General features: G+C 46.9%; 13 protein-coding genes. 4 read left to right on the forward strand and 9 right to left on the reverse strand.

The genetic code is table 11. From position 1 onward, the window contains the following. Window positions 1–60: 60 nt before the first annotated feature. From ACO0LE_RS16470 to ACO0LE_RS16480, 3 genes are read left to right on the forward strand one after another with little or no spacing between them, the layout of a single operon-like run. A complete protein-coding gene (locus ACO0LE_RS16470; protein WP_422961428.1) occupies window positions 61–393 on the forward strand; it encodes a hypothetical protein in 333 nt (110 codons plus the stop codon). Continuing rightward, window positions 390–1,256, forward strand: a complete 867-nt coding sequence (locus tag ACO0LE_RS16475) for an HDOD domain-containing protein (RefSeq protein WP_422961429.1) — start codon at window positions 390–392, stop codon at window positions 1,254–1,256. The genes ACO0LE_RS16470 and ACO0LE_RS16475 overlap by 4 nt, the downstream gene beginning before the upstream one ends. Before the next feature lie 38 nt (window positions 1,257–1,294). Then, entirely contained in the window at window positions 1,295–2,278 is a 984-nt protein-coding gene (locus ACO0LE_RS16480; protein ID WP_422961430.1) for a GGDEF domain-containing protein, read from the forward strand. A 112-nt stretch (window positions 2,279–2,390) separates the two neighbouring features. Here ACO0LE_RS16480 and ACO0LE_RS16485 read toward each other — a convergent pair whose 3' ends face one another. The 9 genes from ACO0LE_RS16485 to ACO0LE_RS16525 all read right to left on the reverse strand — a co-directional run bounded on the left by ACO0LE_RS16485 (window position 2,391) and on the right by ACO0LE_RS16525 (window position 13,056). After that, complete coding sequence (locus tag ACO0LE_RS16485; RefSeq protein WP_422961431.1) at window positions 2,391–3,074, reverse strand: OmpW/AlkL family protein; 684 nt, start codon at window positions 3,072–3,074, stop codon at window positions 2,391–2,393. A gap of 162 nt (window positions 3,075–3,236) precedes the next feature. Next, window positions 3,237–4,484 (reverse strand): SGNH/GDSL hydrolase family protein, encoded by a 1,248-nt coding sequence (locus tag ACO0LE_RS16490; RefSeq protein ID WP_422961432.1) that lies wholly within the window; start codon window positions 4,482–4,484, stop codon window positions 3,237–3,239. A gap of 249 nt (window positions 4,485–4,733) precedes the next feature. Further along, window positions 4,734–7,850 carry an efflux RND transporter permease subunit gene (locus tag ACO0LE_RS16495; protein ID WP_422961433.1) on the reverse strand — a complete coding sequence of 1,039 codons (3,117 nt, stop codon included), beginning with the start codon at window positions 7,848–7,850 and terminating at the stop codon, window positions 4,734–4,736. A gap of 3 nt (window positions 7,851–7,853) precedes the next feature. After that, entirely contained in the window at window positions 7,854–9,068 is a 1,215-nt protein-coding gene (locus ACO0LE_RS16500; RefSeq protein WP_422961434.1) for an efflux RND transporter periplasmic adaptor subunit, read from the reverse strand. Between the two features lie 246 nt (window positions 9,069–9,314). Further along, window positions 9,315–10,418 (reverse strand): hypothetical protein, encoded by a 1,104-nt coding sequence (locus ACO0LE_RS16505; RefSeq protein ID WP_422961435.1) that lies wholly within the window; start codon window positions 10,416–10,418, stop codon window positions 9,315–9,317. Between the two features lie 107 nt (window positions 10,419–10,525). Beyond that, complete coding sequence (locus ACO0LE_RS16510) at window positions 10,526–11,002, reverse strand: DoxX family protein (protein ID WP_422961436.1); 477 nt, start codon at window positions 11,000–11,002, stop codon at window positions 10,526–10,528. Between the two features lie 89 nt (window positions 11,003–11,091). Continuing rightward, window positions 11,092–11,793, reverse strand: coding sequence for a putative DNA-binding domain-containing protein (locus ACO0LE_RS16515; RefSeq protein WP_422961437.1), 702 nt, complete (start codon window positions 11,791–11,793; stop codon window positions 11,092–11,094). A 128-nt stretch (window positions 11,794–11,921) separates the two neighbouring features. Further along, window positions 11,922–12,788, reverse strand: coding sequence for a DUF692 domain-containing protein (locus ACO0LE_RS16520; RefSeq protein ID WP_422961438.1), 867 nt, complete (start codon window positions 12,786–12,788; stop codon window positions 11,922–11,924). A 16-nt stretch (window positions 12,789–12,804) separates the two neighbouring features. Further along, window positions 12,805–13,056: a DUF2282 domain-containing protein gene (locus ACO0LE_RS16525; protein WP_422961439.1), complete on the reverse strand. Its 252-nt coding sequence runs from the start codon at window positions 13,054–13,056 to the stop codon at window positions 12,805–12,807. A 253-nt stretch (window positions 13,057–13,309) separates the two neighbouring features. Between ACO0LE_RS16525 and ACO0LE_RS16530 the strand changes: the two genes are divergently transcribed. After that, window positions 13,310–13,588 carry a hypothetical protein gene (locus ACO0LE_RS16530; RefSeq protein WP_422961440.1) on the forward strand — a complete coding sequence of 93 codons (279 nt, stop codon included), beginning with the start codon at window positions 13,310–13,312 and terminating at the stop codon, window positions 13,586–13,588. Window positions 13,589–13,707 lie beyond the last annotated feature (119 nt).

Here is a 13,707-nt window from a genome sequence, read left to right on the forward strand (position 1 = left end):
ACAAAATCATGTCAATTGAGTGAAAATTTATTACACTATAAGCACCATGAGATCTCGATTATGAGCAAGCGTCATCAATATTTATCCTTGTCCGATATTTCCGCAGGCCGGGTACTGGCGGACGATTTGCTGGATAAACAAGGGCATGTGTTACTGCCTGCGGGTGTGATGTTGACTGACAGCATGCTGGCCTCGGTTGCCAATCATCATATACGCCAATTGTCTGTTTTTACCGAGAGTGAGCCAGATAAGGATCTGGACGAGGCAAGTGTGAATACGCTCAAACAACATCAATTAGCCCGTCTGGACATATTGTTCCGCCATATTGATGATCAGATGCCGACCAGTATATTGCTCGATTATTTGCGTGCTTACCGGACCGGTGACCTATGACTCCAGATATTCCTGCGCAAAGCAGCCAGCACTTGCTGCTAAACGATGTCGTTCGACACATCAAAAACTTACCGACGTTACCGGAAGTTGCGAGAGAATTGCTCTCTAATCTTGATGATGACAATATTAGTCTGGATGACATTTCAGAAAAAGTCTCTCACGACCAGTCACTCGCAGCAGGTGTATTACGCGTGGCAAATTCTTCTTTTTACGGTAGTAATTCCAAGGTCGTCACCATTCAGCAAGCGGTCTCCATGCTTGGCATGCGCCAGGTAAAAAACCTGATACGACTGACCGCGATCAGCAATAGCTTTCCGGCTTCCCGATGCAGGAATTTTGATTTTCAGGCTTTCTGGAGTCACAGCGTTGCAACCGCCGAATGTGCAGAACTGATCTCAAGAACACTGCACATGAAACATGATTTTGCGTTCACCGCAGGCTTGCTTCACGACATAGGAAGGCTTGTACTGGTCACACGCTTTCCTGCGCAATACGAACAGGCGATTCTGTACCGGCAGCAAGAGGACTGCTATCTGCTAGAAGCAGAACAGGCTGTAATGGGCATTGATCATGTAGTCGCCGGCCTGGCACTCGCTGATCAGTGGCAGTTTTCTGAAGCGATTCATGATGCCATTCGCGGTCACCACGATCCCGACATCGAAGGCCTCAATTCGGTTGCCTCAATAGTCCATATCGCGAATGCGATTGTGCACGGCCTCGACCTGAGTCTTATTGATGATGATCTCGTACCACTGATATCCCAAACCGCATGGAATACCGTAGGATTAGACAAGGCGGAGTATTTACGGATTTTTCGAGAGACTGAAATGCGCTTTGAGGCAATTAACGGCATTATTTTATAAATTTTTGACAGCAATTCATGTATTTGGAAAAAACCCTTTTGGAACCGCTCACCTGCTTCGGCAATGCTGATTATAAAATCGATCGCATTCATTTATTCCGCGATATTTCTGAGGAAAACCTTCATCTCATCGCAGATATTATTCAACAATGCGCTATCGTTAAAGCCAGTACTGGCCAGATCGTACTCGATGCTCACAGCTCCGGTGCAAGGTTGTATGTAGTGCTGCAAGGCGTACTAGGCATCACCAGACAAGATGCCGGCAGCAATCAATTGGAAACAGCGATTACGCAGTATCTGCCGGGAGAATGCGTTGGTGAAATCTCGGTGCTAGACGAGGAGATTCACTCTTCGACAATCAGCGCACTGGCGGATAGCGAGCTGCTGGTCATCGAGGCAGAAACCTTGTGGCGCTTGATTGACGAATCGAACGGTGTCGCTAAAAATTTACTACAGTTGCTGTCGTTTCGTATCCGCGCCGCCAATGCACAAATCCGGAATCGCCAGAAAGTCGGAGAATTTTATCGCCAATTATCGATGGTGGATGGTCTGACTGGTCTGCACAATCGTGCCTGGCTGAATAGCCAGCTCCCCGGAATGATAGAACATGCTCATGCAACCGGCAATCCACTAAGTATCATCATGGTCGACTTAGATCACTTTAAGCGATTTAATGACGATTACGGCCATCTGGTGGGTGATGATGCGTTGCAAAGTGCGGCTAAAGTCATGAATGCCGGTCTGCGCCCCTCTGATTTTGCTGCCCGCTATGGCGGGGAAGAGATGATGGTGATTTTACCAGGTACGGCACTTAAATCAGCGATTGCTGTGGCAGAGCGGCTATGTACCAGACTACGTAAAACTCGGGTATTTGAAGAGCGCGAAAAACCTTTACCGCACATTACCGGGTCTTTTGGCGTAGCGACTTTATCAGTAGGACAAAATACTGCGGCACTGATTGCAATAGCCGATACTGCTTTATACCGCGCCAAAGATGAGGGTCGTAATCGCGTCGCCTCCTGAGACACAATACAGCGAAGGCCGACAAATACAAAAGCCTGCAGATATGTTGATATCCGCAGGCTTTTTCTATTTATTCTGACCGAAACTACATCGGGTCAGAATAACTTAAGGCTTAGAAGTGATAGCCAACACCGACTACAATCGCGACTGGATCCAGCTTAATTTCTTGCGTCTGACCAGTAGAGAAATGCGCTGTCGTTTTCAGGTAAGTTTTCGTGACTGCTGCGTCGACATACCATTTTTCATTGATAGCATACGCGGCGCCGATCTGACCAGTTACACCAAACTTATTATCAAGTTTAAATGTTGTTGGTGAGGAGCTGCCTGTATTGGTCAATGCGGTCAATTGTCCAGAACCTGTCTCCTTCTGGAAGTAAGCATAGGTCAAGCCGACGCCGACATAAGGACGGAAAGCAGATTTCGCCTGGAAGAAGCGATATTGTGCGAACAAAGTTGGTGGCAATACTTCGGAAGTACCCAGCTTGCCTGTGCCATTAATAGCACCCGCGCCGATCAGGTTATGTTTGTATGGCAAGCCCACTGCGAATTCCGCAGAGATATTGTCCGTAAACATATAGTTACCGACCAAAACAGGTTCAGTATCGCTACCGACGTCGGCCTTTGTACCTGGCAAAGCAGGCGCACTCAAATCACCACTTGTTACTTTTGGAGTGATTTGGTTAATACCAAATTTGGCTGACCACGTACCTGCGGATTGTGCTGAAGCAGCAACGCTCGCCGTCATCGAAACAGCGATTGCCAACAGCTTCATCGCAGTGTTAAAACTTTTATTCATATTGTCTCCCGATCCTTTTGACTGATGACACCTAAGTTAGTCATCTACATAATTCGATAAAGTTGCTTGCCTCATCAACATCATCGTTTCAACATAAAACTCGGTGATGTTGATGCGGCAAATCGCAAAGGTTCTTTCTGACCTTGCAATCAGGCCATGGGCTTACAGCCAGCCTTTTGCAACCATTTCTTTAGATACATAACGTGCCAACAACAAGTAACCATATGGTGTCGGATGTACGGAGTCAGCGTACTGGTAGTTGTCCACTGAGCCAGAGATCGTGTTTGATTTGTTGCAGACCAGTGAGGATCCCAGAGGATTTTTCGCTGCTGTTAAATCACAGGCTGGTGTCCTCACGTTCGTCAGGCCATAAATCGCAGGATTGGCGAATTGATCACGATTGATGGTGTAAGCATCAACATACAAAATGCTGGCATTGCCATCGAGACCTGCTTTCAACTGGGAATTGAATGCATTCACCATGTTGAAAATCAACGTTTGTGTGGAGGCATCTGTACTCAAACCAAACGGTGTCTGGCTAATATCAGGCAAGTTCACAACAGTGACGTATTTAGCACCCTTACCGACGATCAGCGTTTTAACATAGCCAGCCAATTCAGCACCAGCTGTACCCATTGCAGTCACAACCAGTGGTGCATTAGTTTGTACGAATGCACCTGCTGCGGCTGCACCGACAGTCGGCGTCAATTTAGCAACAGCCGCCGCCTGGCAGTTAGTTGCCTGGGCATCAGTAGGAACGCAAGTACCAGCAGCGATATCTTTTTGAATCTGACCTGGTACAGCCGCAGTGACGGCCGCAGTTGCTGCCGCAGTTGCCCCGGCAGAGAACGTTGCCAGCTGGATGAATACATCGTTACCGCCAGCCATGACGAATACGATTTCGTCACCCTTAAAGGCACCGCCGTTGATTGCAAGATGATTCCGTATTTGTGTAATAACAGGTACGGTCAATTGGCCAAGAACTGCATTGGAACCACCCAGCAATTTGTTGCCTGGACCAACTGGATTAGTCACGCGGGAACCGCCTTGTGCATACGACGTGCAACCTGCGTGGTTAACGACTGGGACATTGAAACCTTGTGACGCCAAACCTAATAAGCCAGTTTGTGCAGGGCAAGGTGCTGGCAAGCCTAATTGAGCAGCCATCAACTCGGTCCAGTTTTTAGCATTGTTCTTACCGTTTGCGTCTACATCATTGACGCTGTATTTGCCACCTTTTAATGCCGCAACCGTACCGACTGCGTAGGTGCCAACGTCGCTCAGGCTATCGCCGAACGAGACTTGGGAGCTAAATTTGACCTTGGTAGTTTGATCACCTCCACCGCCACCGCCGCAACCAGCGAGTACAGCTGCTGCAAGCAATGCCAGTGCAAAATTGGATTGACGCATTTTGTCTCCTAATGGGAATATTTTTTAAAAATTAAGTGAACGGTCGTGCTAGTCACCGTGCGCTCAGTATGTCATCAGGATTTTTACCTGAATAGAGAAAATTACAATTCTAGAGTAAACATTCTTTTAAAAACAACGCGCTTTTATTCAAAAATAAAAACGCGTTGCCAGATGCACAATTATTGCAAATAAACAACATGCAATCAAGACTTATTTTTCAAGTCCTCTTATTTTTAAAGTTTATTATTTTCAAATCTTATTGATATCCAGCGCCGTATCGGCAATCCGGCTATATCTTGTGAAATAAGCCTGTGCCTGACGTCCCCACTTATCTAAGTAAGTATAGGCAATCGGAACCACTAATAAGGTGAGCAAAGTGGACGTAATAATACCGCCTATCACAGCACGTCCCATAGGAGCTTGCGATTCTGCTCCCTCACTCAAACCGATCGCCATCGGTAACATACCAAAAATCATTGCCAGCGTGGTCATCAGAATCGGACGCAGCCTGACCTGACCTGCCGCCAGGATCGCATCATGTTGTGTCATCCCTTGTTTCTGAGATTGATTGATAAAATCGACCAGCAAAATCGCATTCTTGGTTACCAAACCCATCAGCATAATAAAACCGATGATGGAAAAAATATTCAAGGTACTGCCGGTAATTAATAAAGCCAGCAATACGCCGATCAGAGAAAAAGGCAGCGAGGTCATGATCGCCAGTGGTTGCAGAAAACTACCGAATTGCGATGCGAGGATCAGATAAATAAAGATCACTGCAATACCCAGCGCGGCCAATGCAGCGTTAAAGGATTCCTGCATCTCCTTAGTCTGTCCTCCGACATCGAAGCGATAACCGGCTGGCAGCTCAATCGTTTTGACCAGGTCCTGAACTTCTTTACCGACATCTCCTGCCGGACGGCCTTCGACATTGGCATAGATTGCCGCACGACGCTGCAAGTCCTGGCGCTTGATAACTCGCGGACTGGTTCCCGGTATGAATTGAACTACCTGACGCAAGGGCACCATTACTGGCGTGCCGGTCGCGTCAATCTTGCTACTTGCCAAATACAAATCAGCAAGGTCAGAGATTTTCTGACGACCCGATTTAGGAAGCTGTACGTTGATTTCGTAATTCTGCCCGTCTGGAGCCAGCCACTGACCAATCGTGTCACCGGCAACAAATGGTCGCAAGGCGGCGCCAATTTGCTGTACGGACAAGCCCAGATCATTCGCCAGTTCATTATTGACCTTCACCAGCACTGTCGGATTGGCTCCCGTCAAACTACTTTCCAGATCTGCGATGCCCTTGATTGCGCTGAGCTTCAGCATGACTTGATCGATAACGCCTTGGAGCTTATCCGCATCTGGTCCTAGGATTGCCACATAAATAGGTTTATTAAAACCGACGCCAAGTTCAATACCGGGAACTGATTTCAAGCGTTGACGGATAGCAGATTCAATTTCTTTTTGTGGCTTACGGGGACTGATGCGAGGTTGGGTCAGCTTCAGATTAATCTGCGCCGCATTGCGTTCGCCTTCCACACCGACGCTGGTATTCATCGTCACTATTTCAGGTATTTCTTTCAAAATCGCTTCAACCTGCATGGTCTTTTCGTTGGTGTAGATCAGGCTGGAACCAACTGGCGTTTTAAGATTGAGTGAAATTTGACTGTCATCTGTTTCCGGCGCGAATTCCGTCCCAATAAACGGTAGCAAAAAGAAACTGCCGACAAAAAGTGCGAAAGTGAGTATTAGTGTTGTTTTACGGCGTCGTAATACCAGCTCAAGAATACGCCCGTAAAGGTGATGAAGTTGATCGATCCCGTGCTCAATCCGCTCCATCATGCGCGCCAGCCATGGGAAGCGGCTAAATCGGCCTTCAGCTGGATCATGCCAGACCGAAGACAACATTGGATCTAAGGTAAAACTTACAAACAGGGATACCAGAACCGCGACAGTGACGGTAATACCAAATTGTAAAAAGTAGCGACCAATCATGCCATTCATAAAGGCCACCGGCACAAACACCGCAACAATCGCAAATGTCGTTGCCATGACCGCGAGCCCAATTTCATTGGTACCGTCTTCAGCCGCTTGCTTGTGTCCTTTTCCCATCCCCAGATGGCGAACAATATTTTCCCTGACGACAATCGCATCGTCGATTAAGAGACCGATACAAAGAGACAGCGCCATCAAAGTCATGAAGTTCAAGGTAAAGCCAAATGCCTTCAATGCAATAAAAGTGGCAATCACCGAGATCGGCAAGGTCAGGCCGGTAATGATCGTGCTACGCCAGGAATGCAAGAACAAAAACACAATCAGGATCGTTAATCCGGCACCCTCAAGAATCGTTTCCTTAACCCCGCTTAATGACTGTTTTACGTTGTCTGCGTTGTTATAATTGACGTTCATGACAACATCCGCAGGCAATCTCTTTTTCAGATCATCGATGGCCTCCATGATGCCATCTCCAACTTCTACAATATTGGCGTCCTGAATCTTGGTAACTGACACGCCGATTGCCCGCACACCGTTGACACGCGAAATCGACAACTCTTCACGTTCACCATCCTGAATATCGGCAACCTGTTCCAGGTATACCGGGGCGTTGGCGCGACGGGCAACGATAATTTTATTGAATCCGCGCGGGTCAGTTATTTTTGCTTCCAGGCGCACCAACTGATCTTTAGCCCCTTGGGTGATTAATCCTGCCGGCATGTTCTGGTTCGTTGACTGGATTGCTGCCAGCACTTCATTCACACCGACGTGATTAGCAGCCATGCGATCAGGATTCAACTTGACTTGCACTTGACGGACAACCGCACCCCGTACATCGACACGACCGACACCGGCGACACTCTGTAGCTTTTTCGCGATGATCTGGTCGGTCAGGTTAGATAATTCACGCAAGTTTCTTTCCTGAGAACGGATCGACATTTCCACAACAGGACGCTCATTACCGTCGCTACCACCGCGAACAATAAACGGATCTTTTACGTCTTTAGGAAAACCCGGGCGTATCTGGGCAACCTTGTCGCGTACTTCCTGCAGCACTTTATCTGGATTTACGGACAACTGAAACTCAGTCCAGATGCCTGCACGCCCCTCATAAGAACTTGCCATAATCCGTTTAACGCCGCTGATCGTATTCAATACATTCTCGACCGGCTTGGTAATGTCGTTTTCAACAATTTCAGGTGATGCTCCCGGATATTGCACCTCCATCCAAACGCCAACAGACTGCACGTTTGGCATTTGCTCCAGGCCCAAACCTTTATACGAAAACAATCCCAAAACCATCAGCGCTACCATCACCATGGTGGCAAAAACCGGATTCTGGATACTGACTTTGGTGATCCACATAGCTTAGCCTTTGACTTTATCTGAAGTCACGTCGGCTGCCGGGACCGATGCAATAGCAGCTTTAGGCATACTGACTTTGCTGCCGGGCTTAATACTGTCAAGCTTGGTCGAAATAATCTGCATACCCGGTTCCAGCCCCTGAGTCACCTGAACCACACCCTCATCTTCATTGCGCAGGCCTAGTTTGACTACCTGCTGCTGAATCTGATTATTGACTATGAGATAAACCACATCGCTACCATTATGCTGGCGTACCGCCGTCACGGGCATCACAGGTAAAGCATTGGTTTTTTCCAATGTCAGATTACCTTTGGCAAACATGCCGCCTTTCAATACACCATCCATATTCTCAACGCTCACATAGACCAGCATCGAGCGAGACCCAGCCTCAGCAGACGGATTGATACGGGCAACTTTGCCGATAAAAGAACGGGAGCCAAAACCATCTACAGAGAATTTGACATTTTGGCCAATTTTGACACGGGGAATTTCGCTCGAAGGCACTTGTGCCTCAAGGATCAACTGAGCGAGATTGACGATACTGAATAAGGGGCTATCTGGCGAGACCTTATCACCAGCCTGAACGCTGCGTTTACTGACGATACCGTCAACGGGAGATTTCACCAGTGTATCGGCGACAGCAAGCTGTGCGACCTCCCTCTGTGAGGTTGCAGACTTCAGGCTGGCATGCGCCAGATCCAGACTATTCTGTGTTGTATCAAACGCATTTTGAGAAATGTAATTCTGCTTGAGCAAGGCTTCATTTGAGTGACGATTTTTTTGCGCCAATGCCAGGCGAGCCTGAGCCTCATCGACAGCAGCGTCTTGGATATTGAAACGAGCACGTAAATCCGCGCTGTCAAAACGGGCGATCACTTGTCCCTTCCGGACCGGCATTCCCTCTTGCACCAAAGTTTCATGCACTTCAGCAGCAACCTTTGCCCGCACAGTAGTCTGGCTTGCTGGCATCAGTGAGCCGGATATAGGTAGGTTCAGGCTTAATTCGCGTGCTGTGATTTTCACCACATCAACAGCTGCCAGCTCATAAACCGGCTCTTTCTTAGCCATCGCTTTTTCACCGTCTTTCGCCTGCGCTGTAGTCGTCTTGGTGTACATAATCCAGCCACCGCCGGCAATTAACACAGCAATCAAACCCATTACAGGAAAACGCCAGCGACGTTGTGATAGTGAAGACAAAATGGGAGTGTCTATATTCATGATCTGCTCTTGTATTATTTTTTATAAGTGGTGTAACTACTTAGCTGCAATGCGCTCATCGTTATTTTTATAGTGGCAATTTGCACTACTCAGACCTAGCTTATAGAAATAAGTTCGAATTACAAGACTATTTAACGAATGAAAATTAGATCAAATACAAATCACCAAATACAAAAAAGCACGGATCCCAATCAAATGGGTATCCATGCTTTTTTATTTTGTATGCGTTTTTTGTATTTGAAAAATTTATTGCTTTTGACCAGTAAAAGAACCGCCGTAAGTCGGTGATGCCACAAAATTCCATTTACCAGATACCGTGCCGGAAGAAGAATTAATACTGCCAGAAAACAATGCCGAACCCGCAGATCCATTGGTCGTCATTGAGACAGAACCTCCAGTCCCAACATTACCAGAGACACCGAACGACAATTTATCAGTATTTGAATATCCTGAACCTGTTATTGCCCCCGCTGGAGACACGTTCACATTAAATGTTCCCGAATCATAACCACTGTAGCTTCCTGCATAAGCGCCAGCAAAGTTTTGAATTGGTATGGTTGCACCACCAAAACTAAAACGAGTTAAAGGAATCGACGTTCCGTTGGGCAAAACCAAAGTTGCTGACGTTGAATTATTAAAGGTCAAGCTAATTGCACCGACATTTGCATTCACAACAGACGCGGGTTTATACGCGCCGGTCAGGGTTTGCCCATTGCCATATTGTTGCCAAACACCTTTGTAGCTGTACTGACTACTCATCGCGGTAGGGCCGGAAGCGTACCAGATCGGATTCCCCGCGCTATCGTACATATAGCCTGCCAGAAACATCGTGCCCTTTTGAATCTCAATCGAAAATCCCCGCCCGCCTTCCGCAGAATTCCACCACCAGCCAGTCTCTGGAGTTCCTGCGGCGGGAACGGCACTCGCACCGGAAGAAACAATGTCAAACCGTTCAATCGCGACAGTTCCGCCTGGCCAAGTCAAAGTGCCATGGCTAGGATCGCTAAAAGTCATGCTCACCGTGCCACTATTCATAGTGCCAGTGGTTGAATGATAGCTTCCGTTTAAAGTTTGCCCGCCAAGATAAGTCGTCAAGGGTGCGGTAAATGTCGAGCCCGTCATCAAACTCGGGCCAGCGGCATACCAGGTTGCTCGACCAGAAGGGTCGTATAGATACCCGGCCATAAACATACTGCCGTTTTGTACTTCAAGGGTAAAGCCTCGACCACCCTCAGCAGGATTCCACCACCATCCGCTTTGCGGAGTAACTGCATAAGAATTACCGGCAAAAGTAAGTAAGGTCAGCAGAGTAAATAATGATTTGAAAAAAAACTTAGATATGTTAACCATAAGATATTTCAGGATGTCATTTTAAAGAAACAATATTTTATGTCATTTTTATATGATTTAATCTTATGGCAATCAAGAAAATCAAAAAAACAGCCGAATTAAATTATTCAAGTTGATTGGTTACGCTTGTAATAGGAATTAATCCAGCTGTCCAAAGAGAACTTTCCCGCACCAAATACCAAAAAAACCAGAAGTAGCAATCCCCAGTACAAATGATCATTAATCGCTGCAGGGCATTCAAATTTCCAGAGTTGAGGATAAGAAATCACTGCCATCGTGTTCACGACAAACAGTCCAAGCGCCGCAGGACGTGAAAATAATCCTGTGATCAGAAGTAAAGGCAAAAACAGCTCACCGCCCGCGCCCATGAAAGCGGCTAATTCAGGAGGTAGTAAAGGTACGGCATATTCTTCGCGGAACAAAGACAGTGTTCCCTCCCAATCCTGAACTTTGATCATTCCTGCTTTTAAAAATTGCCAGCCGACGAAAATACGCAGCCCAAGATTCAGCAAAGCGCCGCCCCATTCTTGTAGCAGGTGATCGAATTGCGTGGTCAGTTGATGTAAGCGTAAAAATTGATTCATATTCTTCCCCGTTTAATTGATTGATATCAGGATTCCTGTAGATCATTAGTCGGAGTTGACGAGGAGTTCTTACAATATATCTTTGCCATTTAACTGGTTAGAACAAATAATTCCCACTGAAACCATTGCTGAAGGCGCTCGGTAATCGGGAATTCCGCATCACATTCGACAGCAAGTTCTAGAGCTTGACCAAGAATGCTTCCCTGCGACAAAGCTTGCAAAGCGGCGTAAGACGCGGTATCGATGACGTGAACAGCAGGCGTCCAGTTTTGACGATGAATCAAGATGTGATTTTTGCGCTGTATCTCTGAGAGAAACATCTCATTGCCGATAATTTGGTGGGCAAGCCAGATATCAGCGCTAGCCCAGTCCGATACAATTAATTGACACGAAGGATGTAGTTCCAGCGACGCATCAGCAAACTGCGCACCGAAGCGGCTGATTAACTCTGGCAAACGTAACGTGGATTTATCCTCGGCATAATAGGCCTGATGTAACAGCCACTCTACTCTTGCGACATCTGGAAAGTAAGGATAGTCCGCAGACAAACCAAGTTCCTCATCTTCCAGAAAAGTCGCCAGAGAAACACCGAACTCGTTCAGGTCACCCGAAGTTGATGGATAGCGGCGACCATATTCTCTCGCCATTTGTGCAAAAAATTCTTCACCGACTAATTGATGGAGTACGGGATAGACATTTTTCAAGGTCTGGCTCCAGATTGCCGTCAGATTGCCCCGATAAGTGGCAAGCCGCGATGTGATCTGTGAGGGCTTGGTGCTAAATATATTCATCGCTGCATTTGACTCTAAAACTGATTCAGCAGTAGATACAGGAGCAATCAAGCACTCAGAAAATAGCAATTGCAATTCAGTCAGTGTAGCTCTATTGGCCAGCCTAAGCGGGGATGGATTGTTCAATGTCATGCAACCACCTTGGCATTAGCGCGGTATAAGTCAGCTTTGGCAGCCTCCGCCAGTACCACCGGTAATGCAGGAATATCCGTATCCCATTCAATCAATACCGGAATATCTGGGCTGAACAGTGTGCAAGCTTTTTCATACAATTTCCAGACTTCAGGAGCAACGCTGCAACCGTGATGATCGATAAGGCAATCGTCACTGCGCAAATGTCCTGCGAGATGAATCTCTCCGATCACGCCATTTGGAAGATGGGTCAATTCCATTAGCGCAGCATCGGCGCTCTCGCCGTGATTATGCTGATTGACGAAGAGATTATTCACGTCCAGTAAAATGCCGCAGCCGGTACGACGCGCAAGTTCGACCAGAAACGTAGCCTCAGACATCTCATCTTCGGCAAAACGCAGATAGGTCGATACGTTTTCAATCAAGACGGATCTTTGCAACAAGTTTTGCAACTGATCAATACGTTCGCACATCAATGCCAGAGCATCTTGTCTTAATGGGAGGGGAAGCAAATCGTTTAAATGACGCCCCGCAATAGCACCCCAGCATAAGTGTTCGGATACCAGAGCAGGCTGAATTCGATGTACCAGTTTTTTGAGTTTATGCAGATGAGTTTGGCTAAACCCCTGCGCGGAGCCCAGACCAAGCCCCACACCATGCAGGCTGACAGGGTAATCCTGGCGTAAAGTCTGCAATACATGCAGATCATAACCGCCATCACCAAAATAATTTTCTGAATGCACCTCTAGCCAGCCAATATCGACAGTGGCATTGAGAAAATCACGATAGTGCTGACTGCGCAAACCAATCCCGACGCCGAGGTCAGGATTGACTTGCTGCAATGAGTCGGCAATAAGGCTCAATTACTGCGTTGCCGATTTATGCTTTGCTTTCGACCTTGCCGCCCATTTTTTCACAAGTACCGGCCGGGACTTTTTTCCACTCATTTGGATCCATGTCTTTCTTGCCCTGACCTGCGCAGGAATGAGAACCTGTTTTGGTTGCGCAATCGTTTTGACCAGCTTTAGCGATACCAAAACATTTTTCTGTTTTTGCTGGCTCTGCTGCCAACGCCACTGTAGAACCCACTAAACTTGCTAATGCGACTGCGATCAATGCCTTGTTATTCATGTTTATCTCCTGAAAAATTTAAAGAAAGAATCGTAAAAAAGACTAATAAAAATCACTTACGATCAATAGTCGGGCAAAGCCAGAATACCTTACACATTTTTTGAGAAAATATCGCCATCTACTTTTCTCATAGCTGCTATCGATATCCTGCTTTGATCTTTACGCAAGGCTTTGACGATCAGATTCACTATAATGGTAAAAATCCGCGAACGATACTATCACGACCGCTTCACCATCAAAATAGTCCTCCTAAATGTCAACTCAAAATCTGATGCACTTAAGAGAGACAATCGGATTGCTACAACAGCAAGATCTGTCCGTTGTGCAATTCTGCCAGGAATGGCGTGTTGATCATGCTGTGACGCAGCAACTACCGCAAAGGTATGCAGAGGTGATGGAAAATTTATTGGGTAGATTGGAATCAGGCAGCCTGTTTAGCGAAGAAAGCTGTTCATTCAGTCAGCATGAGCTGTTAGCTCAGCTTGCTCTATGGTTGGACAAAGCTGAAATTCAGATAGTGAAGGCAATTTAGTGTACCTGCCAGCCGCTCACCAGACATGCGGAGCCCGGCAGATGAGTCGGCAGGAGATTTATTCGGGCATTGCAAAAAAGCTTTTATAGTCCGCAACGATCATAATCTATGTTAACCAA

This window comes from Undibacterium sp. Xuan67W (assembly GCF_049340165.1).
Classification (GTDB): Bacteria; Pseudomonadota; Gammaproteobacteria; order Burkholderiales; family Burkholderiaceae_D; genus Undibacterium.

What these genes read in the sequence shown, in the direction of transcription:
- ACO0LE_RS16470 (WP_422961428.1), top strand. Translation starts at nt 61, where the DNA reads ATGAGCAAGCGTCATCAATATTTATCCTTGTCCGATATTTCCGCAGGC.
- ACO0LE_RS16500 (WP_422961434.1), bottom strand. Translation starts at nt 9,068, where the DNA reads ATGAATATAGACACTCCCATTTTGTCTTCACTATCACAACGTCGCTGG.
- ACO0LE_RS16515 (WP_422961437.1), bottom strand. Translation starts at nt 11,793, where the DNA reads ATGAATATATTTAGCACCAAGCCCTCACAGATCACATCGCGGCTTGCC.
- ACO0LE_RS16505 (WP_422961435.1), bottom strand. Translation starts at nt 10,418, where the DNA reads ATGGTTAACATATCTAAGTTTTTTTTCAAATCATTATTTACTCTGCTG.
- ACO0LE_RS16485 (WP_422961431.1), bottom strand. Translation starts at nt 3,074, where the DNA reads ATGAATAAAAGTTTTAACACTGCGATGAAGCTGTTGGCAATCGCTGTT.
- ACO0LE_RS16510 (WP_422961436.1), bottom strand. Translation starts at nt 11,002, where the DNA reads ATGAATCAATTTTTACGCTTACATCAACTGACCACGCAATTCGATCAC.
- ACO0LE_RS16475 (WP_422961429.1), top strand. Translation starts at nt 390, where the DNA reads ATGACTCCAGATATTCCTGCGCAAAGCAGCCAGCACTTGCTGCTAAAC.
- ACO0LE_RS16490 (WP_422961432.1), bottom strand. Translation starts at nt 4,484, where the DNA reads ATGCGTCAATCCAATTTTGCACTGGCATTGCTTGCAGCAGCTGTACTC.
- ACO0LE_RS16530 (WP_422961440.1), top strand. Translation starts at nt 13,310, where the DNA reads ATGTCAACTCAAAATCTGATGCACTTAAGAGAGACAATCGGATTGCTA.
- ACO0LE_RS16495 (WP_422961433.1), bottom strand. Translation starts at nt 7,850, where the DNA reads ATGTGGATCACCAAAGTCAGTATCCAGAATCCGGTTTTTGCCACCATG.
- ACO0LE_RS16525 (WP_422961439.1), bottom strand. Translation starts at nt 13,056, where the DNA reads ATGAATAACAAGGCATTGATCGCAGTCGCATTAGCAAGTTTAGTGGGT.